The organism is Flavobacterium anseongense (assembly GCF_021608185.1).
Classification (GTDB): domain Bacteria; phylum Bacteroidota; class Bacteroidia; order Flavobacteriales; family Flavobacteriaceae; genus Flavobacterium; species Flavobacterium anseongense.
This window is the reverse complement of record NZ_JAKIHN010000009.1, coordinates 36,981-58,917: the sequence shown is the minus strand read 5'-3', so window position 1 is coordinate 58,917 and position 21,937 is coordinate 36,981. Positions and strand designations below refer to the sequence as shown.

At 36.4% G+C, this 21,937-nt stretch carries 19 protein-coding genes; 13 read left to right on the top strand and 6 right to left on the bottom strand.

Going from position 1 to position 21,937, the window contains the following annotated elements:
* Positions 1-29: 29 nt before the first annotated feature.
* From obgE to hpt, 4 genes are all read right to left on the bottom strand, one after another.
* Positions 30-1,064 carry a GTPase ObgE gene (gene obgE, locus L1S35_RS11745; RefSeq protein WP_236400908.1) on the bottom strand — a complete coding sequence of 345 codons (1,035 nt, stop codon included), beginning with the start codon at positions 1,062-1,064 and terminating at the stop codon, positions 30-32.
* An 83-nt stretch (positions 1,065-1,147) separates the two neighbouring features.
* A complete protein-coding gene (locus tag L1S35_RS11740; protein ID WP_255700852.1) occupies positions 1,148-2,422 on the bottom strand; it encodes a hemolysin family protein in 1,275 nt (424 codons plus the stop codon).
* Positions 2,423-2,481: 59 nt separating this feature from the next.
* A complete protein-coding gene (locus tag L1S35_RS11735) occupies positions 2,482-3,054 on the bottom strand; it encodes an adenylate kinase (protein WP_236400906.1) in 573 nt (190 codons plus the stop codon).
* Between the two features lie 29 nt (positions 3,055-3,083).
* Positions 3,084-3,614 (bottom strand): hypoxanthine phosphoribosyltransferase, encoded by a 531-nt coding sequence (gene hpt, locus L1S35_RS11730; RefSeq protein WP_236400904.1) that lies wholly within the window; start codon positions 3,612-3,614, stop codon positions 3,084-3,086.
* A gap of 105 nt (positions 3,615-3,719) precedes the next feature.
* On the opposite strand from hpt, the gene L1S35_RS11725 reads away from it, so the two are divergent.
* From L1S35_RS11725 to L1S35_RS11705, 5 genes are all read left to right on the top strand, one after another.
* Entirely contained in the window at positions 3,720-4,256 is a 537-nt protein-coding gene (locus tag L1S35_RS11725) for a HEAT-like fold family protein (protein ID WP_236400902.1), read from the top strand.
* A gap of 90 nt (positions 4,257-4,346) precedes the next feature.
* On the top strand, positions 4,347-5,504 hold the full coding sequence (locus tag L1S35_RS11720; RefSeq protein ID WP_236400900.1) for a 5-(carboxyamino)imidazole ribonucleotide synthase: 1,158 nt from the start codon (positions 4,347-4,349) through the stop codon (positions 5,502-5,504).
* Between the two features lie 156 nt (positions 5,505-5,660).
* Positions 5,661-6,146: a 5-(carboxyamino)imidazole ribonucleotide mutase gene (gene purE, locus L1S35_RS11715; RefSeq protein ID WP_236400898.1), complete on the top strand. Its 486-nt coding sequence runs from the start codon at positions 5,661-5,663 to the stop codon at positions 6,144-6,146.
* Between the two features lie 55 nt (positions 6,147-6,201).
* On the top strand, positions 6,202-6,567 hold the full coding sequence (locus L1S35_RS11710) for an endonuclease domain-containing protein (protein ID WP_236400896.1): 366 nt from the start codon (positions 6,202-6,204) through the stop codon (positions 6,565-6,567).
* Positions 6,568-6,608: 41 nt separating this feature from the next.
* Positions 6,609-8,636: a M3 family metallopeptidase gene (locus tag L1S35_RS11705; RefSeq protein WP_236400894.1), complete on the top strand. Its 2,028-nt coding sequence runs from the start codon at positions 6,609-6,611 to the stop codon at positions 8,634-8,636.
* A gap of 165 nt (positions 8,637-8,801) precedes the next feature.
* Here the strand turns inward: L1S35_RS11705 and L1S35_RS11700 are convergent, their stop codons facing one another.
* Entirely contained in the window at positions 8,802-9,617 is an 816-nt protein-coding gene (locus tag L1S35_RS11700) for a UbiA prenyltransferase family protein (RefSeq protein WP_236400893.1), read from the bottom strand.
* Between the two features lie 154 nt (positions 9,618-9,771).
* Here L1S35_RS11700 and gcvP point away from each other — a divergent pair, with 154 nt between their 5' ends.
* From gcvP to L1S35_RS11660, 8 genes are all read left to right on the top strand, one after another.
* A complete protein-coding gene (gene gcvP, locus L1S35_RS11695) occupies positions 9,772-12,615 on the top strand; it encodes an aminomethyl-transferring glycine dehydrogenase (protein ID WP_236400891.1) in 2,844 nt (947 codons plus the stop codon).
* Between the two features lie 126 nt (positions 12,616-12,741).
* Positions 12,742-13,128 carry a group III truncated hemoglobin gene (locus L1S35_RS11690; RefSeq protein WP_236400889.1) on the top strand — a complete coding sequence of 129 codons (387 nt, stop codon included), beginning with the start codon at positions 12,742-12,744 and terminating at the stop codon, positions 13,126-13,128.
* 117 nt (positions 13,129-13,245) lie between these two features.
* Positions 13,246-14,304 carry a 3-oxoacyl-ACP synthase III family protein gene (locus L1S35_RS11685; RefSeq protein WP_236400885.1) on the top strand — a complete coding sequence of 353 codons (1,059 nt, stop codon included), beginning with the start codon at positions 13,246-13,248 and terminating at the stop codon, positions 14,302-14,304.
* A 41-nt stretch (positions 14,305-14,345) separates the two neighbouring features.
* Positions 14,346-14,870: a class I SAM-dependent methyltransferase gene (locus L1S35_RS11680; RefSeq protein ID WP_236400883.1), complete on the top strand. Its 525-nt coding sequence runs from the start codon at positions 14,346-14,348 to the stop codon at positions 14,868-14,870.
* 344 nt (positions 14,871-15,214) lie between these two features.
* Positions 15,215-15,856 (top strand): WG repeat-containing protein, encoded by a 642-nt coding sequence (locus tag L1S35_RS11675; RefSeq protein WP_236400881.1) that lies wholly within the window; start codon positions 15,215-15,217, stop codon positions 15,854-15,856.
* Between the two features lie 86 nt (positions 15,857-15,942).
* The gene (locus L1S35_RS11670; protein WP_236400879.1) at positions 15,943-16,791 is read left to right on the top strand and encodes a glycosyltransferase family 2 protein; all 849 of its coding nucleotides are present in this window, start codon (positions 15,943-15,945) and stop codon (positions 16,789-16,791) included.
* A 70-nt stretch (positions 16,792-16,861) separates the two neighbouring features.
* Positions 16,862-17,608, top strand: a complete 747-nt coding sequence (locus tag L1S35_RS11665) for an MlaE family ABC transporter permease (protein ID WP_236400877.1) — start codon at positions 16,862-16,864, stop codon at positions 17,606-17,608.
* On the top strand, positions 17,608-18,372 hold the full coding sequence (locus L1S35_RS11660) for an ABC transporter ATP-binding protein (RefSeq protein ID WP_236400875.1): 765 nt from the start codon (positions 17,608-17,610) through the stop codon (positions 18,370-18,372). The genes L1S35_RS11665 and L1S35_RS11660 overlap by 1 nt, the downstream gene beginning before the upstream one ends.
* A 1-nt stretch (position 18,373) precedes the next feature.
* Here L1S35_RS11660 and L1S35_RS11655 read toward each other — a convergent pair whose 3' ends face one another.
* On the bottom strand, positions 18,374-21,832 hold the full coding sequence (locus tag L1S35_RS11655) for a T9SS type B sorting domain-containing protein (protein WP_236400873.1): 3,459 nt from the start codon (positions 21,830-21,832) through the stop codon (positions 18,374-18,376).
* Positions 21,833-21,937 lie beyond the last annotated feature (105 nt).

The following is a 21,937-nucleotide window of genomic DNA, read 5'->3' as shown; positions in this document are numbered from 1 at the left end:
ATCCCGTCTCGAAAGGCGGGATTTTTTATTTATAAACCATGACTGTTTTCAGGTTCTTCGGCATCAACGTTTAGCATTTCCCAGAGTTTGTCTTTGAGCTCTGTTAATCCTTGCTGTGCAACCGATGAAATAAACATAAACGGAATTCCTTTGATTTCTTTTTTAAGTTGAGTACTTAATTCTGCTTTTAATTCATCATCAAGCATATCGCATTTAGAAACCACTAACAGTTTATCCTTATCCAACATTTCCGGATTGTAACGACGTAATTCGTCTAACAGAATTTCATATTCTTTTTTGATATCATCCGCATCGGCAGGAACCAAAAATAATAGCGTAGAATTTCTTTCAATATGTCGTAGGAAATAATGTCCCAATCCTTTTCCTTCGGCAGCACCTTCAATAATTCCGGGAATATCAGCCATGATGAATGATTTGAATTCGCGATAGGCAACAATTCCCAAATTAGGTTTCAATGTAGTAAACGGATAATCAGCAATTTTTGGCTTAGCCGATGTCAACACCGAAAGTAAAGTTGATTTTCCTGCATTTGGAAAGCCTACTAAACCAACATCTGCCAGAACCTTCAATTCTAAAATGACATCCAATTCTTCAGGTGGCATTCCGGGTTGTGAATAACGAGGTGTTTGATTGGTTGAACTTCTGAAATGCCAGTTTCCTAAACCGCCTTTTCCGCCTTTGGCCAAAATTCTTTCTTCACCATTCTCGGTAATTTCGAACAAAATTTCTTCAGTTTCTTTATCACGAACTACGGTTCCCAACGGCACTTCAATCGTAATATCTTCACCATCGTGACCGGTGCTTCTTGAACTTCCACCATCGCCACCATGACCGGCTTTAATATGACGGGCAAATTTGAGGTGAAACAATGTCCACAGACCTTTATTCCCTTTTAAAATAACATGTCCACCACGACCACCATCACCACCATCCGGTCCACCTTTTTCAATAAACTTTTCCCTGTGTAGATGCGAAGAACCCTTTCCTCCTTTTCCGGAAGAAACATATATTTTTACATAATCTACAAAATTTCCCTCTGTCATAATTTCAGTATTCAGTCTCAGTATTCAGTCTCAGTTACGCTATTTACAACTACTGTAAACTGCGACTGTGATTGTCAACTTATTTATTCTTTTAACGCTTTTACCAACACTTTATCAATCTTCACACCATCCATATCGATGATTTCAAGTTCTAATTTGTTCCAAATTAACTTTTCTCCGGTAGTTGGAATTTTACCCATTTCGGTCATGATTAATCCGCTAACCGTTGTGACTTCGTAGTCGTTGGTCAACTCATCCATATCAAAATAAGTCAGGAAGTCGTGTAACGAATACAATCCGTCAACCAGCCAGGTTCCGTCTTCACGGGCTATCAATTGGTATTCATCTTCATCGAAATCGGATGCATCACCAACCAAAGCTTCAAGGATGTCATTCAGTGTAATTATCCCCTGAAACACCCCGTATTCATCGGTAACAAAAGCATAATGCACTTTCGATTTTTTGAAATTCTCTAATGCTTTGTATGCTGAAGTATGCTCAATCAAATAAACCGGTGATTTGGTTATTGATTTTAAATTGAATTTTCCTTTTTCAAAACTCGCAAACAAATCTTTTAGCAAAACCACACCTTCAACATCGTCCATATTCTCTTTGCAAACTGGATACACCGAATGCAATTCATCTAGAACCTTGGCTTTCAACTCTTCTATCGTATCATCAAACGAAAGATAAACTATCGATTGTCGGTGTGTCATTAACGAATTAATTTTTCTGTCGCCAATATGAAAAACGCGTTCCACTATATCCTGCTCTATTTCCTGAACTTCGCCGCCTTCGGTTCCTTCTTTGATAATGGCTTTAATTTCTTCTTCGGTTACTTTCCCGTCAGCCGTTGGTTTGATATTCAGAATGTTCAGAATTCCATCAGTAGAAACGGTCAGCAACCAAATAAACGGTGCTGTTGCAATTGAAACCATTTTCATCGGAACGGCAACGCCTTTAGCAATAGCTTCAGGATAATTCAGACCAATTCTTTTTGGCAATAATTCGCCCAAAACCAAAGAAAAGAAGGTTAAAATAACCACTACTATTCCAACGCCAACACTTTCAGAATAAGGTTTCAAAGCTTCAAAACCAGCTACGAAAGCCTGCACATCGTGTGTAATCTTATCCCCAGAATAAATACCGGTCAGAATTCCGATTAACGTAATTCCGATTTGAACCGTTGATAGAAATTTGTTTGGTGAATTAGCCAAATCCAAAGCGACTTTGGCATTGGTATTTCCTTTTTTTGCTGCTGTTTCCAAACGGTTTTTACGCGCTGAAATCAACGCGATTTCCGACATGGAGAAAACGCCGTTGAGCAGGATTAAAAAAAGTATGATGAGTATTTCCATTTTTAAGTTATGAGTTATAAGTTATGAGTTGTGTAATAACCAATAACAAAAAATTGTTTTTAAAATTTGTCGAAAACGTTAGTCAAACGCTGTGTTACTTCTTCAATAGAACCGATTCCGTCAACCGAATAAAACTTATTCTGATCTTTATAATAATGCATCAAAGGAGCCGTTTTTTGATTGTATTCGTCATAACGGTTTCTGATTTTTTCTTCGTCCTGATCGTCCGGTCTTCCCGAAGTTTTTCCTCTTTCCAATAAACGAGCTACTAAAATATTGTCATCAGCTTCCAAAGCTACAGTTGCTGTAATACTTTGATTTTTTGATTCCAAAAAAGCATCCAAAGCTGCTGCCTGTGCTAATGTTCTTGGGAAACCATCAAATAAAAACCCCGCAGAATCCGGATTTTTATCTACTTCGCTTTGCAACATTTGGATGGTAACTTCATCCGGAACCAAATCGCCTTTGTCCATATAAGTCTTGGCAAGTTGACCCAATTCAGTATCGTTTTTTATATTGTATCTGAAAATATCTCCTGTTGAAAGATGTGTCAGATTGTATTTTTCCTTTAAAAATTCAGCTTGTGTGCCTTTTCCTGCACCTGGTTTTCCGAAAAGAACGATGTTAATCATTTTAAAAATTATGAGTTATAAATTATGAGTTATTGTGCCAATTGATAAACGTCAGCTAAATTTCTTCCTAATCCATCGTAATCTAAACCAAAACCAACAATGAATTTATTTGGAATTCTGATTCCAACGTAATCAATTTTAATGTCTTTTTTATAGGCTTCCGGTTTGAAAAACAAGGTTGCAATTTTCAGATGCTTTACTTTTTTTTGTTTGAAGATAGCTTTCAATTCCTCAATTGTATTTCCTGTATCTACAATATCTTCCACAACTACAACAGTTCTTCCTTCCAAATCCTGATTTAGACCAATCAACTGTTTTACCTCATTGGTTGTTTCAGTTCCTTCATATGAAGCCATTTTCACAAAACTTACTTCACACATGCCTCGATACTGTTTCATCAAATCAGACAAAACCATAAATGATCCGTTCAAAACACCAATAAATACTGGCACTTCGTCAAAAAAATCATCATCCATTTGCTTAGCCATATTTTTGATTGCAAAATCAATTTCATCAGATGAAATGAATGGCTCGAATGTTTTATCGTGTAAGTGTATCATTTTTTGAAATTTAAAATAAGGTGCAAAGATAAGAACTTGGAAGTTAGAAGCTAGACCTTAGAAGTGAAAATGTTAAATAAAAAATGGATTTTTTATATTTACAAAATGGATATGACTTTCTTTAACCGAATTGCAAAAAGCAACGCAAGCACCAATTGCAGAAATGGCAATCGTGATTTTGTTTTAGAAAATCCGGAATACCTAAAAGATTTAGTAGCAATTGCCACCGATTTAACCAATAAAAATCATTACAAAGCCGTTTGGATTATCGAAATGCTTGTTGAAACACATACCAAAATGCTTACTCCTTTTGTCGATGTCATTTGCGAAACCATTCCGAAATACAAACACGAATCAGCCATCAGAGGAATGTCGAGAACCGCTTTTTTTCTGAGTACTTCCAAAGCAATTTCTTTGACCGAAACCCAGCAAGAAAAACTAATCGAGATTTGTTTGGATTGGTTAATTGGTGATGCCAAAGTCGCTCCGAAAGCCTATGCTATGTATACCTTAGGACATTATGCTAAAAATCAGGATTGGATAAAAGAAGAATTGCAGAATATTATCAATAAAGATTTTGCTTCTCAATCGGCTGGATATAAAGCTGCAGCTAGAGAAGTTTTAAAAAAAATAAACACCTGAATTTGAAATTAAAAATTTGTTTTTTTTGGAATTTGATATTTGATATTTGGAATTTCTAATTAGTATCTTTGCACCAACAACAACTACAACATGAACTATTTCTCTTCTGAATTTAAACTGGGAATTCTCGGTGGCGGACAGTTAGGCAAAATGCTATTGGCCGAAACCCGAAAATTCGATATTCAAACCTATGTTTTAGATCCAAGTATGGATGCGCCTTCTCAATTTGGCGCGACAAAATTCTTCATTGGCGATTTAATGGATTATGAAACAGTGTATGATTTTGGAAAAAAAGTGGATTTATTAACCATCGAAATCGAAAACATAAATCTTGACGCTTTAGACAAATTAGAAAGTGAAGGGTTAAAAGTTTTCCCATCACCAAAGACCCTGCGATTGATTCAGAATAAAGGCGTTCAGAAAGATTTTTATGTCGAAAATCAAATTCCAACGGCTGCTTTTAAACGATTTAACAACTTAAACAAACTGCGTTCTGAGATTGAAAATGACTTAATAGAAATGCCCTTTATATGGAAATGTGCCCAATTTGGTTACGACGGAAACGGTGTAAAAGTAGTGCGGTCAATTTTAGATATTGATAATCTGCCGAATGTAGAATGTATCGCTGAACAAATGGTGAAATTCAAAAACGAGTTAGCCGTAATTGTTACCAGAAGCGAATCGGGTGAAGTAAAAACCTATCCTGTCGTAGAAATGGAATTTCATCCCGAAGCCAATCAAGTAGAATACGTAATTTGCCCTGCACGCATTGATTTTAACATCGCTAAAAAAGCCAACGAAATTGCCTTGAAAGTTTCAAAGGCCTATAATCATGTTGGTTTGTTAGCAGTGGAAATGTTTCAAACTCATGACGAGGGAATTTTGGTTAACGAAGTCGCACCAAGACCACACAATTCCGGGCATTACAGCATCGAAGCCAGTTATACCTCGCAATTTGAAAATCATCTGCGGGCGATTCTGAATTTACCCTTGGGAAATACCGCTAGCAAAGTTGCGGGAATTATGGTAAATTTGGTCGGTGCTGAAGGATATAGCGGAAACGTTATCTATGAAAACATCGAAAAGATTATGGCAATTGCTGGTGTTACGCCACATATTTACGGTAAAAAAGAAACAAGACCTTTCCGAAAAATGGGACATGTAACGATTGTGAATGAAAATATGGATAAAGCCAGAAAAATTGCGGAAGAAGTAAAGAATAGTATTAGAGTAATCAGTGTTCAGTAATTAGTGTTCAGTCGCAGTTGACAGTCACAGTTATAATTTTACAACAATTTGTCACCCTGAGCGCAGTCGAAGGGCAACATTAAACCATAAACAACACCCGAAGCGTAGCGGAATTGTATGTAGCGCAGCGGAATAAAACTACAAACCATAAATAAAATGAGTAAAGTAGCCATAATCATGGGTTCAAAATCAGATTTACCCGTAATGCAGGAAGCCATCGACATTTTGAAAAGTTTTGACATCGAGACTGAAGTCGATATTGTTTCAGCACACCGAACTCCGGAAAAATTATTTGAGTTTAGCAAAAAAGCACACACTCGCGGTATTTCGGTCATCATTGCCGGTGCCGGTGGTGCAGCGCATTTACCAGGAATGGTAGCCTCAATGTCGCCATTGCCTGTGATTGGCGTTCCCGTAAAATCGAGCAATTCTATCGATGGTTGGGATTCGGTTTTGTCAATTTTGCAAATGCCTGGCGGAGTTCCTGTAGCAACTGTCGCGCTTAACGGAGCCAAAAATGCAGGGATTCTGGCAGCTCAAATAATAGGAAGCCACGACAAAATGGTACTCGATAAAATCATTGTTTACAAGGAATCTCTAAAAGACGCGGTGAACAAATCATCGGATGAAATGAAGAAATAAGTTGTAAAGATAATTGTCCCCTTGAGGGGACTTTAGGGGTGTAAAACTTACTTGTATGAGAAACAAAATCATTCCATATAGTCCACATCTAAAAGAATACGCAAGGCAACTTCGTAACAACAGTACATTATCTGAAGTACTACTTTGGAAAAACATTAAAAGTAAAGGTTATGGATTCCAATTTCACCGACAAGTCCCATTATTAAATTACATAGTTGATTTTTATTGTCATGAATTGATGTTGGCAATCGAAATTGACGGAGAAAGTCATCAGTTCAAATATGAATACGACGCAAGGCGGCAAGGCGAATTAGAAAAAGAAGGCGTCACTTTTTTGAGATTTACTGACATTGATATTAAACAAAATATGTTCAGTGTTTTATTAACTTTGGAGCAAAAATTAAAGAATTACCAAACATAAATACACCCCTAAAGTCCCCTCAAGGGGACAATTTAAATACTATGACAATCCTAACCCAAAAATTCAACACAAAGCACAACACAGCACCTTTTAGCCAAATCAAATTAGAAGATTACCAACCGGCATTCGAAGAAAACATCGCAAAAGCACGTGCAGAAGTTGATGCCATAACCAACAATCCCGAAGCACCAACTTTCGAAAACACGATAGAAGCATTAGATTTTTCAGGTGAAGCTTTAGATAGATTATCTTCTATTTTCTTTAATATGAATTCGGCTGAAACCTGTGACGAAATGCAAAAAATCGCTCAGGATGTTTCACCTTTACTAACCGCTTTCAGCAACGATATTGCATTAAATGAAGATTTATTCAAGCGTGTAAAAGCCGTTTACGAACAAAGAAATTCTTTAAATTTAAGTCCGGAACAAGCGACATTGTTAGACAAAAAATTCAAAAGTTTTTCCCGAAATGGAGCACTTTTATCAGAAGATAAAAAAACACGTTTACGCGAAATTGACACTGATTTAGCCAAACTAAAACTGACTTACGGTGAAAATGTGCTGGCGGAAACCAACAATTATCAATTGCATATTACCAATCAAAACGATTTAAAAGGTTTGCCGGAAGGAACAATTGAAGCCGCGGCAAGTCTGGCAAAAGCAAAAAATCTCGAAGGCTGGATTTTCACTTTAGATTATCCAAGTTATATTCCGTTTGTGACGTATGCCAACAATCGTGAACTTCGAAAAGAACTGGCGATTGCCAACGGCAAAAAAGCATTTCAAAACAACGAATTCGACAATCAGGAAATTACGTTGAAGATTGCCAAATTGCGATTTGAACGTGCTAATCTATTAGGCTACAAAACTCATTCTGATTTTGTTTTAGAGGAACGAATGGCCCAAACTCCGGAAAAAGTAAAATCGTTTTTGAATGATTTATTAGCCAAAGCCAAACCGGCAGCCGAAAAGGAATTTGCACAACTAACCGCTTTCGCAAAAGAATTAGACGGAATTGACCAACTTGAAAAATGGGACGGCGCTTATTATTCGGAAAAACTTAAACAGAAACTTTTCGATTTTGATGATGAACAATTAAAACCTTATTTCAAATTAGAAAATGTTTTGAACGGTGCGTTTACTGTAGCTGAAAAGTTATTCGGAATCACATTCAAAGAAGTTTTTGATATTGATAAATACCATGAAGATGTGCAGACTTTTGAAGTTTTGGATTTCCAAAATGAATTGGTTGCCATTTTCTACGCTGACTTTTTTCCAAGAAAAGGAAAACGAAATGGTGCGTGGATGACTTCTTTCAAACCACAATATATTAAAGACGGTGTTAACGAAAGACCACATGTTTCTATTGTGTGCAACTTTACGCCACCAACTGAAAGCAAACCTTCACTCCTAACCTTTAACGAAGTAACGACTTTATTCCACGAATTTGGACATGCTTTACACGGCATGTTAGCTAATACGACTTATCCAAGTTTATCGGGAACATCTGTTTATTGGGATTTTGTAGAATTGCCAAGTCAGGTGATGGAAAACTGGTGTTATGAGCCGGAAGCTTTGGCCATTTTCGCCAAACATTATGAAACCGGAGAAATCATTCCACAGGAATATGTCAATAAAATCAAGGAAAGCGCGAGCTTTTTAGAAGGAATGGCAACCTTACGTCAATTGAGTTTTGGCATTCTGGATATGGCTTTTCACAGCAATAATCCTAACCAAATTACCAATGTAAAAGCATTTGAAAAAACTGCTTTTGAAGGAACATCTTTATATCCTGATGTGGAAGAAAATTGCATGAGCGTTTCGTTTTCGCATATTTTTCAAGGTGGTTATTCTTCGGGCTATTACAGCTACAAATGGGCCGAAGTTTTAGACGCTGATGCGTTTGCGTATTTTCAGGAAAAAGGAATTTTCAATAAAGAAGTCGCTACCAAATTCAAGGAAAACGTATTGTCAAAAGGCGGAACCGAATTGCCAATGGAATTGTACAAACGTTTCCGTGGACAAGAACCTAAGCCCGAAGCTTTGCTGAAAAGAGCGGGATTGATTTAAAGTACGAGGTACGATATGCAAAATACGAAGTAGTATATTTTAAGAACCGGAGTTTGTGCTTCGGTTTTTTTTTGCGTTGGGGATTGCAACGGCATCCATTTGTGAAACAAAAGATATAGTGGAAAGCCCGACCTCGTTTTTTGGAACGAGGTAACGCCCAAATTATCATTGAAAAAACAAAAGTAAAATCAACCAAAAAACAGGAATGCTCTCTGCCCAAAAGGTGCTGTAATATTTTGATTTTTTTTCATTGGCAAAAAGCAGGAAGAAGAAAACAGTAAAAGCAATTCCGAGTCTTATTAGCAGAGTCGAAAAGCTAAAATCGGTTTGAAAAAATCCTAAAAGTATAAATGCAAAGAGTAAAATACTCCCGACAACTTTGGTATGTTCTACACCTATTTGTTGTGGTACAGTTTTTAAATTGGGGTCATCAAATCTTAAATCGATGATTTCGAATATGAGAACTAACACAAATATTAAAATAAAACGTTGCACCGCAAGTATAAAAACATTAGCATTTATTGGGATTCCGGCATTAATTATTGGCAAAAAAAGCGTTACTCCAACCCAGCATAACGCAACTATATAAATTTTGACTCCAGCCCAATTTCGGGCATTTTCCTTATTTGGAAAAAAGGGCAACGTATAAAGCATAGTCACTATCAGGAACGCAACGGCTGTGATTTGGGTAATCCGTTCCAGTTGAAAAAAGAAATAGCCGGTGGCTAAGAACGAAAAAAAACTTAAGGCGGCGATAAGCTTCAACTCGGTTCGCATTTGCAGCTTTTTTATTCGGGCCAACGCATCATACTTTACAAAATTATAACCTACAATAGTGCCAAAAAAACCAAACAACGCGAGGTCTCCTATTTTGTCAATTGCAAACAGATAACCCGTCATTCGCACCAAAGCATAGACCGACAGTGCGACATGAATACTGCTGTTAATATAAAAGTCGAGAAGTCGCTTAAAAAGAGTCATCAGACAAATTTAATCAATATGTTAATAAACGACACTTTTAGTTGAAAAATTCGCGAAAATTACAATCCTTTTAACCTAAAATTTGGACATTAATAATTACTTTTGTTGGCGTTAAAAACACACACAACTAAACACACATAGAACTTAGCATTTAATGAGAACAGACGCATTTGCACTACGCCACATAGGTCCACGTGATACTGACCTAAACCACATGTTCAAAACCATAGGAGTTGAAAACTTTGACCAATTAATTTACGAGACGATTCCGGATGATATTCGTTTGAAAAGCGATTTAAATTTGGATGCACCAATGACTGAATACGAATATTCACAGCACATTCATGAATTAGGTAAAAAAAATAAGGTGTTCAAATCTTATATCGGTTTGGGTTATCATCCAACGATAATTCCGGCTGTAATTCAAAGAAATATTTTTGAAAATCCGGGTTGGTACACTGCTTATACGCCATATCAAGCTGAAATTGCACAAGGAAGATTGGAAGCCATTTTGAATTTTCAAACTACAGTTATCGAGTTAACCGGAATGGAAATTGCCAATGCATCATTGCTAGACGAAGGAACTGCTGCTGCCGAAGCCATGGCTTTATTGTTCGATGTTCGTACCCGTGACCAAAAGAAAAACAACACCAATAAATTCTTCGTTTCCGAAGAAATATTACCACAAACCTTATCGATTTTACAAACCCGTTCTACGCCAATTGGTGTGGAATTAGTAGTCGGAAACCATGAGACTTTTGATTTCTCAACTGATTTCTTCGGAGCAATTTTACAATATCCCGGAAAATACGGTCAGGTAAACGACTATAGTGCTTTTATCGCTAAAGCTCAGGAAAACGAAATTAAAGTAGCCGTTGCTGCCGACATTTTATCATTGGCAAAATTAACTTCTCCGGGAGAAATGGGCGCTGCCGTGGTAGTAGGAACTACACAACGTTTCGGAATTCCGATGGGCTATGGTGGTCCTCATGCTGCTTACTTTGCGACTAAAGAAGAATATAAACGCTCCATGCCGGGAAGAATCATCGGAGTATCTATCGATGCTAACGGACATCGTGCTTTGCGCATGGCTTTGGGAACACGCGAGCAACACATCAAACGTGAAAAAGCAACTTCAAATATTTGTACGGCTCAGGTTTTACTAGCCGTTATGGCCGGCATGTATGCCGTTTATCACGGACCAAAAGGATTGCGATATATTGCTAACAAAGTACATTCATCAGCAGTTACATTGGCTGATGCTTTGAATAAATTAGGAGTTTACCAAACGAATACTGCTTTCTTCGATACCATTTCTGTAAAAGCAGATGCACAAAAAGTAAAAGCGGTTGCTGAGAAAAACGAAGTGAATTTCTATTATGTTGATACCGATACGATTTCGATATCCTTAAACGAAACTACTTCAATTACTGACATTAATCAAATTATAGCAATATTTGCTGAAGCTACCGGAAAAGATAAAGTAACCGTTTCTAACTTATCAACTTCTGATAATTTTGTTGCTGGCCTGGAAAGAAAATCAGCTTTCCTGATGCATGATGTTTTCAACAACCATCATTCTGAATCTCAGTTGATGCGTTATATCAAAAAATTAGAGCGCAAAGATTTATCGTTAAATCATTCGATGATTTCGTTAGGCTCCTGCACAATGAAATTGAATGCTGCTGCCGAAATGTTACCGTTATCAATGGCAAACTGGAACAGCATTCACCCTTTTGCTCCGATTGAGCAAGCAGAAGGATACATCACCATGCTTAAAAAATTAGAGCAGCAATTGAATGTGGTAACCGGTTTTGCCGGAACTACATTGCAGCCAAACTCAGGTGCGCAAGGTGAATATGCCGGACTTATGGCAATTCGTGCGTATCATTTATCTCGTGGCGATAATCACAGAAATGTATGTTTGATTCCGGCTTCGGCTCACGGAACCAATCCTGCTTCAGCTGCTATGGCGGGAATGCATATTATCGTTACCAAAACCATGGAAAACGGTAACATTGATGTAGAAGATTTGAGAGCAAAAGCTATCGAGCACGCTGCCGATTTGTCTTGTTTAATGGTGACTTATCCATCAACTCACGGTGTTTTTGAAAGTGCTATATGTGAAATCACCAAAATCATTCATGACAATGGCGGTTTGGTGTATATGGATGGTGCCAATATGAATGCTCAGGTTGGTTTGACTAATCCGGCTACGATTGGTGCAGACGTATGTCACTTGAACTTACACAAAACTTTTGCTATTCCTCATGGTGGTGGTGGCCCCGGAGTTGGACCAATTTGTGTAAACGAAAAACTGGTTCCTTTTCTTCCAACAAATCCTGTGATTTCAGTTGGTGGAGAAAAAGCTATCACAGCCATTTCTGCTGCGCCTTATGGTTCGGCTTTGGTTTGTTTGATATCGTATGGTTATATTACAATGCTTGGTGCTGAAGGACTAAAAAGTTCAACGCAACATGCTATTTTGAATGCCAATTATATGAAAACCAGATTAGAAGAGCATTACCCAATTTTATACACAGGAGAATGCGGAAGAGCAGCTCACGAAATGATTTTGGATTGTCGTTCATTCAAACAAAACGGAATCGAAGTAACTGATATCGCAAAACGTCTGATGGATTATGGTTTTCATGCGCCAACGGTTTCTTTCCCGGTTGCAGGAACCTTGATGGTTGAGCCGACAGAATCGGAAGATTTAGCCGAATTAGATCGTTTTTGTGATGCCATGATTTCCATCAGGAAAGAAATTGAAGCGGCAAGTGCTGACGATGCTAATAACGTTTTGAAAAACTCACCACACACTTTGGCGATGCTAACAGCGGATACTTGGACATATCCATACACTCGTGAGCAGGCAGCTTATCCGTTGGATTATATCCACGATAATAAATTCTGGCCAAGCGTTCGTCGTGTTGATGATGCTTATGGAGACAGAAACTTAGTTTGTTCTTGTGCGCCGATTGAAGCGTATATGTAAACTATAAAATTCCAATACTAAAATCCCAAATTCCAAATGTGAGTTTGGGATTTTAATTTTAAAAGCTGATTTTAATCAGTAAATCCGAAAGTAGTAATTTATAATTTTGTTCCAAATAAAGAACCAATGCACGACATCCAAAACCAAGATGATTTATACTTACTTGTTGATGAATTCTACAAAAAATTATTGTCGGATGATTCTATAAGTTACATTTTCACAGATGTTGTTAAGATTAAAATCGAAGAACATTTGCCGATTTTGGTTATTTTTTGGTCACAAGCAATCCTCGGAACTGGCGGGTATACCAAAAATTTGACTCAAATACATTTGGATGTGAATGCCAAAGAATACCTTTCGCCTGAACTGTTTAAAATATGGCTCAACCATTTTTTTACTACAGTAGATGAAAACTTCAAAGGTGAAAAAGCAGAACAAATAAAAACCCAGGCTCTGAGTATTGGCACCATAATGCAGATAAAAATTGCGCAGGAAAAAGACAAAAAGACGTGATTTTTCACAATTAATGTAATCAATATTGAAAATATTCATAATTCAATATCGTTTATTTATATTTTAGTAACACTCAATGGCTTTTATTTCTAATTTCGCAATGAAACATTTATGATAATGAATATAAAAATAACCGGTTCCGGAAGTTACATTCCCACTGAAATAGTATCCAATAAAGATTTTGCTGAACATGTTTTTTTGAATGATGACGGAACACCTTTTCCGCATCCGAACGATATTGTTGCTGAAAAATTCCTGGAAATTACAGGCATTCAGGAGCGTCGCTATGTTACTGACGATTTACAAACTTCCGACATTGCCTTCATTGCTGCCAAAAAAGCTATAGAAGATGCAAAGGTTGACCCTGAATCATTAGATTATATCATCTTTGCACACAATTTTGGCAACGTAAAAAAAGGGGCTATTCAAACCGATATATTACCAAGTTTGGCAACCAGAGTAAAATTTGATTTGCGTATAAAAAATCCAAAATGCGTTTGCTATGACATGCTTTTTGGTTGTCCGGGTTGGGTTGAAGGCGTTATTCAGGCACAAGCTTTTATAAAAGCCGGGATGGCAAAAAAATGTTTGGTCATTGGAGCTGAAACACTTTCCCGCGTTGTTGATTTACATGATAGAGATTCTATGATTTATTCTGATGGTGCCGGTGCTACAATTGTCGAAGGCACTGAAGATGAAGGCGGAATATTGGCTCACGAAACGGCTACATTCACTTATGATGAAGCCTATTATTTATTCTTTGGAAATTCATTCAATAAAACCCATGATCCTGATGTTCGTTATATCAAAATGCATGGGAGAAAGATTTATGAATTTGCTTTAAGTCAGGTTCCAAAAGCCATGAAAGAATGTTTGGACAAAAGTGGCGCTTCAATAAATGATGTAAAAAAAGTGCTTATTCATCAGGCCAACGAAAAAATGGATGAAGCTATTATTCACCGATTTTACAAACTATACGGTCAAACACCGCCAGAAGGAATCATGCCGATGAGCATACACAAATTAGGCAATTCGAGTGTGGCAACCGTTCCAACCTTATATGATTTATTGGTAAAAGGCGGACTTGAAAACCATTCGATAAAAAAAGGTGATGTTATTCTTTTTGCATCGGTTGGTGCCGGAATGAATGTGAATGCTATCGTTTATAAAATGTAGAAAAAGTTTAATTTTGCCAAACTAAAACAACAAAACGCTTCATGTACGAGAAGACATACCCAAGCAAACGCTTTACTTTAACGTTAGCTTTTCTTCAAAAGCATATCAAAACCACTGAAACTATTTTTGATCTTGGTGTTCCCAATCCGTTTTCAAAAATCATGGAGGAAAATGGTTATACTGTTATCAATACCAAAGGAGAAGATTTAGACAATGACCAAACTGCCTTACAAAAGGAAAGCTATGACGTCTTTACCGGTTTTGAAATTTTTGAGCATTTGTTAAATCCTTACACCGTTTTGGAAAATGTAAAATGTGACAAATTATTAATTTCGATTCCATTGCGATTATGGTTTTCTCCGGCTTACAGAAGCAAAACTGATAAATGGGACAGACATTATCACGAATTTGAAGATTGGCAGTTGGATTGGCTTTTAGAAAAAACCGGCTGGAAGATTATCGACCGTCAAAAGTTTACACATCCTGTGAAAAAATTTGGTTTTCGTCCGTTATTGAGATATTTCACTCCAAGATATTATATGGTTTATGCTGAAAAAATAAAATAGCTCTCTTTTTTCAGATTTTCTTCAAGAATAACCCAAATCGGGTTATTTTTTTTTGTTTTTAGAACTAACTTATTGACTTTCAAATTAATACTTTTTAAGCAGTCAATTACAATGCTGAAGATTGTCCTTATTCTTGTAAAATACATTTTTTTTGAAACTGGTAATACAAATCGAAAATGATGAATTTTTTACTGAATAAAAAAAGTGACAATTGTAAGTTATTTATAGCACTTATTCTTACTTTTATGTAAATTATGTGTATTTCATCGATTTTATTTGTTATTTCGTCGATAATATATGTATGTTTGACCTGTAATAAAACATAACCCTAAAATCTATTATTTATGAAGAAATTATTTACATTTTCGATGTTGACTGTTGTTACATTTTCTTTCGGTCAAAAATTATTTATTGTTAAATCCGATGAAAGATTCGGTATCATTAATGAGGCTGGTGTCGAAGTGATTCCACCCAAATACAATGCAATTGATGATTTTGACAAAATGCATCCCAATTGGGCAAAAGTGGAGTTAGAAAATTTATACGGTTTTGTCGATAAAAGCGGTAAAATTGTTGTTGAACCAAAGTATCAGACTATTGAAAATTACAATGCTTATAATTCGGGATGGGCACTGATTGTTAAAGAAGGAAAATATGGCTTTATGAACGAGCAAGGAAAGGAAATTGTCCCACCAATTTATGACCGCATCGGTAAATTCGGAGAGTATTCAAAAGAATGGATATTGGTAGAAAGCCAAGGTTTAAAAGGATTTATTGATAAAGACGGAGCCATTGTTGTTCCGGTAAAATACACAGAAGTGTCCAAATTTGATGATGTGAGAAAAAATTGGGCTTTAGTAAAAAACAGAAAAGAAAAACTTGGATTTATCGATAAAACCGGTAAAGAAGTGATTCCTGTAATTTATGATAATATCGAAGCATTCACCGGTAAAAAGAAAACGGTAGAAGTTGCTAACGCTGAGTAATTTGTTTGGTTATTTTATAATTAATGTTAAAAAAGGATTCCAATTGTGGAATCCTTTTTTATTTTTACACTATCAAGCAATTAACAATGAACTACTATATTGTCATTCCTTCACACAACGAAGAAAAATATATTACACTAACATTACAATCAATAGTAGAGCAAACAGTTTTACCAAAAAAAGTAGTAGTTGTCAATGATAATTCGACTGATAGAACTGCTGCTATTGTCATGGCTTTCGCCGAAAAAAATCCGTTTATTTCTTTGGTAAACAAATCTTCAGAAGCAATTCATCTTCCCGGAAGCAAAGTGATTCAGGCGTTTCAAAAAGGATTGGAGAATTTGGATGATGATTATGATTTCATTGTAAAAGTGGATGCCGATTTAATTTTCCCAAGCAATTATTTTGAAACCATAATTTCTCATTTCAAATCGGATGATAAAATCGGAATGGTTGGTGGTTTTGCTTATATCGAAAAAAACGGTGACTGGATTCTGGAAAACCTTACCGATAAAGACCATATTCGTGGTGCTTTTAAAGCCTACAGAAAAGAATGTTTTAAACAAATTGGAGGATTGAAACCAGCCATGGGTTGGGACACGGTTGATGAATTATTGTGTAAATTTTATGATTGGAAAGTTGTCACCGATAAAACGCTGAAAGTAAAACACCTGAAACCAACGGGGGCAAACTATAACAAAACCGCTCGTTACAAACAAGGCGAAGCTTTTTATAGTTTGGGATACGGCTTTTTCATCACTTCAATTGCATCTTTAAAACTAGCGATGCGAAAAAGAAAACCGCTATTATTCTTTGACTACATTAATGGATTCTGGAAAGCAAAATCGGCTAAAAAACCACTTTTAGTTACAACTGAACAAGCCAAATTCATTCGGAATTACCGCTGGAAAAAGATGAAAGAAAAGCTTTTTTAAAGCTAAAAAACTCACAACTGATAACTCATAACTCATAACTTCTCCCTATTTTTGACAATATTTTTAACTCATGATGCTAATCCGGTATTTATCGCAAATAGGGAGATACTTTCTTATGTGGAAAGAGATTTTCAACAAACCAACAAAGTGGTCGGTCATGAGAACTTTAATCTTCAAAGAAATTGACGATTTAATTATTGACTCACTCGGAATTGTTTGCTTTATCTCCTTCTTTGTTGGTGGCGTAGTTTCGATTCAGACTGCCTTGAATTTAACCAATCCGTTGATTCCGAAATACCTTATTGGTTTTGCCACAAGACAATCGGTAATCTTAGAATTTGCGCCTACATTTATCTCGATTATCATGGCGGGAAAAATGGGTTCATTTATCACATCGAGCATAGGAACGATGCGTGTTACCGAGCAAATTGATGCTTTAGAAGTTATGGGCGTAAACTCTTTAAATTATTTGGTTTTCCCCAAAATAATAGCGCTGCTACTCTACCCTTTTGTAATTGGAATTAGTATGTTTTTGGGAATACTTGGCGGTTGGATTGCGGCTGTTTATGGTGGTTTCGCTTCGAGCAATGATTTTATTACCGGAATTCAGCAGGAATTTATTCCTTTTCATATTGCGTATGCATTTATTAAAACCTTTGCTTTTGCTTTAATCCTGGCTACTATTCCATCTTTTCACGGTTATTATATGAAAGGTGGCGCGCTTGAAGTTGGAAAAGCAAGTACGGTTTCGTTTGTGTGGACAGCTGTGACAATTATTTTGGTGAACTATATATTAACCCAATTACTTTTGACCTGATGATAGAAGTAAAAAACGTAGAAAAATCATTTGGAAATGCCAAGGTTTTAAAAGGGGTTTCTACCATTTTTGAAACCGGAAAAACCAATTTGATCATTGGTCAGAGTGGTTCGGGAAAGACGGTTTTACTAAAAAGTTTACTTGGAATTCACACACCTGACAAAGGAACAATTTCATTTGACGGCAGAATTTATTCCGATTTAACTCCGGACGAAAAAAGAGCATTGCGCACCGAAATTGGGATGGTATTCCAGGGAAGTGCGCTTTTTGACAGCATGACTGTGGAAGAAAATGTTGGATTTCCATTAAAAATGTTTACCAATAAAAGTACTGCCGAAATCAAAGAGCGTGTTGATTTTGTAATTGACAGAGTCGATTTGAAAGAAGCACATCATAAAAAACCATCTGAACTTTCGGGTGGAATGCAAAAACGTGTGGCTATTGCCCGTGCTATTGTAAACAATCCGAAGTATCTTTTTTGTGATGAACCGAACTCAGGACTAGATCCAAAAACATCTATAATCATCGACAACTTAATTCATGAGATTACTGTTGAGTACAATATCACAACCGTTATCAATACGCACGATATGAACTCGGTGATGGAAATTGGCGAAAAAATTATCTTTCTTAAAAAAGGAATTCTGGCTTGGGAAGGAACCAAAAAAGACATTTTCAAAACCGACAATGAAGCGATAACTGATTTTGTGTATTCGTCGAATCTTTTCAAAAAAATCAGAAAAGCACAGAATAAAGAAGAATAAATCATCCTCTTGTCAGGAAAATCCAGCCATTTTTAATTTCCTCCGTATCTAATTTAATAATGTAGTAATAAGTAGAATCCGGCAATATGCCACCGTTCATATTCTGACCATGCCATTCGTCTGAATAATTACTTTTTTCATACACTTTTCTACCCCAACGATTGTAGATTTCAAGTTTGTCAACACCAAATCCTGTTAAATCGAGACTTTCATTTGTTTGGTCATTATTTGGTGTAATGACATTTGGAATAAAACAAATATTCCTTGCAACATCAATAGTGTTAGTCACTTCACAGCCAAATTGGTTTGTAATACTTAAAGAATAAATTCCTAATTTGCCACCAGTAATCGTTATCAGACTCTGATTACTTGTAAAATTATTTGGGCCAGTCCAGCTAAATGTTGAATTGGCTTCATCAAAAGAAGCTTCATTTTGTCTGGTATACCAAACCTGATAGTCTTTCCCAACACAGCTTTGGTTTAAGGCAAAACTTGGCAAAGGATTAACCAGAATTTCAACACTTGAATTTCCCGATTGACAGCCATTTTGAGTTACATTAACTGTGTAAGTCCCATTTTCATTAGTGGAAACAGAATTTAATACTGGGTTTTGCAGCGTGGAAGTAAATCCGTTTGGCCCAATCCAATTATAGTTTCCATTTGCTACAAAAGTGGCAAACAGATTCACATTTTGAGTTTCACATTGTATTGGATCTGCACTGGCAGTTGGTATTTGTGGAATAGCCTTTATCGTAATATTAATTGATGCGTCATCTGTCGAACTACAACTTCCTGAAACAGTATATTTAAACTGATAGGTTCCAAACGAAACAGTTGATGAATCCCATAAATTATTTGTCAAGGTTCCACTTGTGGTTATTTCTGACCAAGTTCCTGAAGGTTGAAAAGTTCCTGTCAATAAAGTGGTCATATCGATGATTCCTTGTCTGCCACAATAGGAAACAGTATTATCATCACCAGCTTGTGGAGTAATATTATTTAAGAGGATTTCATAATCAAGGACTTGGTTAAGGCATGAACCTGGATTTCCCAAATAGGTTATTCTAACATGATAGATTCCATTATCTAAAGTTGAATTAAAAGATGGAAAGCTTAATTCATTAGTTGTGCTCAAAATAGTTGTTGTATTGTTGTCTTTCCACCACTGATAAGTGAGAAAAGGGAAATTTGGTACAGTTAAAGAAGCACTTTCTCCATCACAAGAAACGGAGCTGGTAATTGTCATTGGTTCCGGATTCAAAACCTGAAATATACTGTTTGCACTATTATGACATAGATCTTCAACTTCAAAAGTATATGTCGCCGGTTCTAAGCCTGAAAAAAGATTAGAACTTCCGTTTTCTATTAAAAAAGGTAGACTGTTTTTAGCAACTATTCGATAAGTCAACGCTGAATTTCCAACAGCATTCACCACAACTTCAAAAGTAGCACCACAAGAAACGGGATACACATCTATAATTCTCGGTACATTATAAAAGTCAAATTCATAAATAGTTCTAAAACAATTAACCTGGGAAGGACTATCATTTCTAAATGTTCTAAATACTTTTAATATTCTGAAATGACCAATAAAAGCTATGTTAAAAGTTGTAGTATTATTTTGTAGCTCAAATGAATCTGTTATAGTAGGAACTGAACCATCTACATAAACCGCATCTGTTAGAGGATGCACCCAGTTTCCGCCTGTGGGATTATATTTTTGCAACCAATATGTAGCACCGGAATTATTATTACTAGTATGATTCAAAGTAAGATTGAATGAACCACAGTTGGGAGTAATTATGGCATTTGTATTTTCCTGATAACCTGTAATAGTTGCATTAGTTGTAAAAGAACCACCGCAAGAATTGGTAGATTGAAAAGTATAAACTCCCGGAGGCAAGTTATCCATTGTTAATATCGTTCCGTTTGAGAGAATATTTCCTGTCAGATCAGCCGGCACCGGACCTGTATAAGCAGTTGGAGCTGATACTATTGATATCGTCACCAAATCTCCCAAAATTCGAAATGAACCCACACCATTTTCGCATCCTTCCCTAATAGATATTCCCGGAGGATGCGTTTGTGAAACTATAACAACAGTCATAGTTACCGGATATCCGCATCGATCTAAAAGATTAAAAACATAAGTTCCAACCGGTAAATGAACAAAAACAGCATAATGTGCCGAATTAATTAAACTGCTATAATCATGAGGCAACGGAACGGTATATGCCGGAGGAGCCGAAACCATTATCAACTGATTAATATCATATATGTAAAGCGTCACATCTATACATGTTGGGCTTGCAATCACAAAATAAGGAGGATTTTCACTTTGGTTGGGCTCAACTTCTACCGTAACAGTCTGTGGATTACCACAAGCATCTATAAGATTAAAAACATAAATTCCCGGAACTACATCATGAACAATTACCTCTGTATCGACTATTGAAGAAGTAAAATCCTGAGGTAATGTACCCACATAACCCGGAGGTGCTGAAACCAAAATCAATGAAGTAATGTGAGTAAAATTTATCAGCTGAAATTCACAATCCTGAGGTGCAACTGAATAACCCGGTCCACCAATTGGCGGCAAATCTTCAACAACTCCATTTAAATGATAAACCGTGCCACAACCATCTGTTATAGTAATTGAATAGCTACTTGTCTGACCCGGATAATATGGAACTTGTTGGGAAAATCCATTTCCACTGGTTAAAGTTTGATTATAAGTAATTGATGGGCCTGATGGAGGTGTAAATAAAATTGTTATCTCAATAGGATATCTTATTAGTCCTGTCGGCGATGCCATTTGAAAACCGGCACCAATACTGGCCATCGTACAAGTACTCATAATTGGGTTGTACAAAGTAAAGTTTAAATCGGTATTAGTCCGGAATAAAGCGTAAGTCTGAACAATTGCCTGACCACAAATATCAATGACTTTGATCTGATAAACTCCGGCTGTCAAACCAGTAAAAAGATTCGACGTTTGAGACGGTCTAGTCATTGGTCCCGAAAAAATCTCATAACTTGCTGCTGTACCAGTGGTAACATTGACCGTTATGGTTCCGTCATTACCGCAAATTTCATTGGTACTTGTTGTTTGGTAAGTTAAAAGAATTATGGCATCAGTAATTGTGATGTCTTGCTGCTGTGTACCACTTTCGCTTCCTAAAGATTGCGTTGCCACAACTCTATAACTGCCTGCTGATAATCCCGAAATTGTTGTGGCGGATTGGACAGAAATTGGTGTAGTAACATTAGGAAGTAAATAGATAGAATATAAAATTACAGAGCCCGCAGTTGTATTTGAAACCTCAAAAGTTAATCTGCCATTAGAAGGACATGTTTCATTCGTTGCTGTAACATTTAAAGTGAAATTTGATAATTGCCCTTGGGCAAATTGCGCAAAAAACAAAAACGTGAAAAATAAATACAACCTTTTTCCAAACATCAATCTCACTTTTTAAAATAGCAATACAATATAACACAAATTTATTTTAGTTGCGTAAAATCCTAGTTTTTTAAATAAAAAAAGGAGCAACTTTGCTCCTTTCTC

Excerpts from the sequence above, each read along its gene's own strand:
- obgE (WP_236400908.1), bottom strand. The coding sequence starts at position 1,064 with ATGACAGAGGGAAATTTTGTAGATTATGTAAAAATATATGTTTCTTCC.
- L1S35_RS11740 (WP_255700852.1), bottom strand. The coding sequence starts at position 2,422 with ATGGAAATACTCATCATACTTTTTTTAATCCTGCTCAACGGCGTTTTC.
- L1S35_RS11735 (WP_236400906.1), bottom strand. The coding sequence starts at position 3,054 with ATGATTAACATCGTTCTTTTCGGAAAACCAGGTGCAGGAAAAGGCACA.
- hpt (WP_236400904.1), bottom strand. The coding sequence starts at position 3,614 with ATGATACACTTACACGATAAAACATTCGAGCCATTCATTTCATCTGAT.
- L1S35_RS11725 (WP_236400902.1), top strand. The coding sequence starts at position 3,720 with ATGGATATGACTTTCTTTAACCGAATTGCAAAAAGCAACGCAAGCACC.
- L1S35_RS11720 (WP_236400900.1), top strand. The coding sequence starts at position 4,347 with ATGAACTATTTCTCTTCTGAATTTAAACTGGGAATTCTCGGTGGCGGA.
- purE (WP_236400898.1), top strand. The coding sequence starts at position 5,661 with ATGAGTAAAGTAGCCATAATCATGGGTTCAAAATCAGATTTACCCGTA.
- L1S35_RS11710 (WP_236400896.1), top strand. The coding sequence starts at position 6,202 with ATGAGAAACAAAATCATTCCATATAGTCCACATCTAAAAGAATACGCA.
- L1S35_RS11705 (WP_236400894.1), top strand. The coding sequence starts at position 6,609 with ATGACAATCCTAACCCAAAAATTCAACACAAAGCACAACACAGCACCT.
- L1S35_RS11700 (WP_236400893.1), bottom strand. The coding sequence starts at position 9,617 with ATGACTCTTTTTAAGCGACTTCTCGACTTTTATATTAACAGCAGTATT.
- gcvP (WP_236400891.1), top strand. The coding sequence starts at position 9,772 with ATGAGAACAGACGCATTTGCACTACGCCACATAGGTCCACGTGATACT.
- L1S35_RS11690 (WP_236400889.1), top strand. The coding sequence starts at position 12,742 with ATGCACGACATCCAAAACCAAGATGATTTATACTTACTTGTTGATGAA.
- L1S35_RS11685 (WP_236400885.1), top strand. The coding sequence starts at position 13,246 with ATGAATATAAAAATAACCGGTTCCGGAAGTTACATTCCCACTGAAATA.
- L1S35_RS11680 (WP_236400883.1), top strand. The coding sequence starts at position 14,346 with ATGTACGAGAAGACATACCCAAGCAAACGCTTTACTTTAACGTTAGCT.
- L1S35_RS11675 (WP_236400881.1), top strand. The coding sequence starts at position 15,215 with ATGAAGAAATTATTTACATTTTCGATGTTGACTGTTGTTACATTTTCT.
- L1S35_RS11670 (WP_236400879.1), top strand. The coding sequence starts at position 15,943 with ATGAACTACTATATTGTCATTCCTTCACACAACGAAGAAAAATATATT.
- L1S35_RS11665 (WP_236400877.1), top strand. The coding sequence starts at position 16,862 with ATGATGCTAATCCGGTATTTATCGCAAATAGGGAGATACTTTCTTATG.
- L1S35_RS11660 (WP_236400875.1), top strand. The coding sequence starts at position 17,608 with ATGATAGAAGTAAAAAACGTAGAAAAATCATTTGGAAATGCCAAGGTT.
- L1S35_RS11655 (WP_236400873.1), bottom strand. The coding sequence starts at position 21,832 with ATGTTTGGAAAAAGGTTGTATTTATTTTTCACGTTTTTGTTTTTTGCG.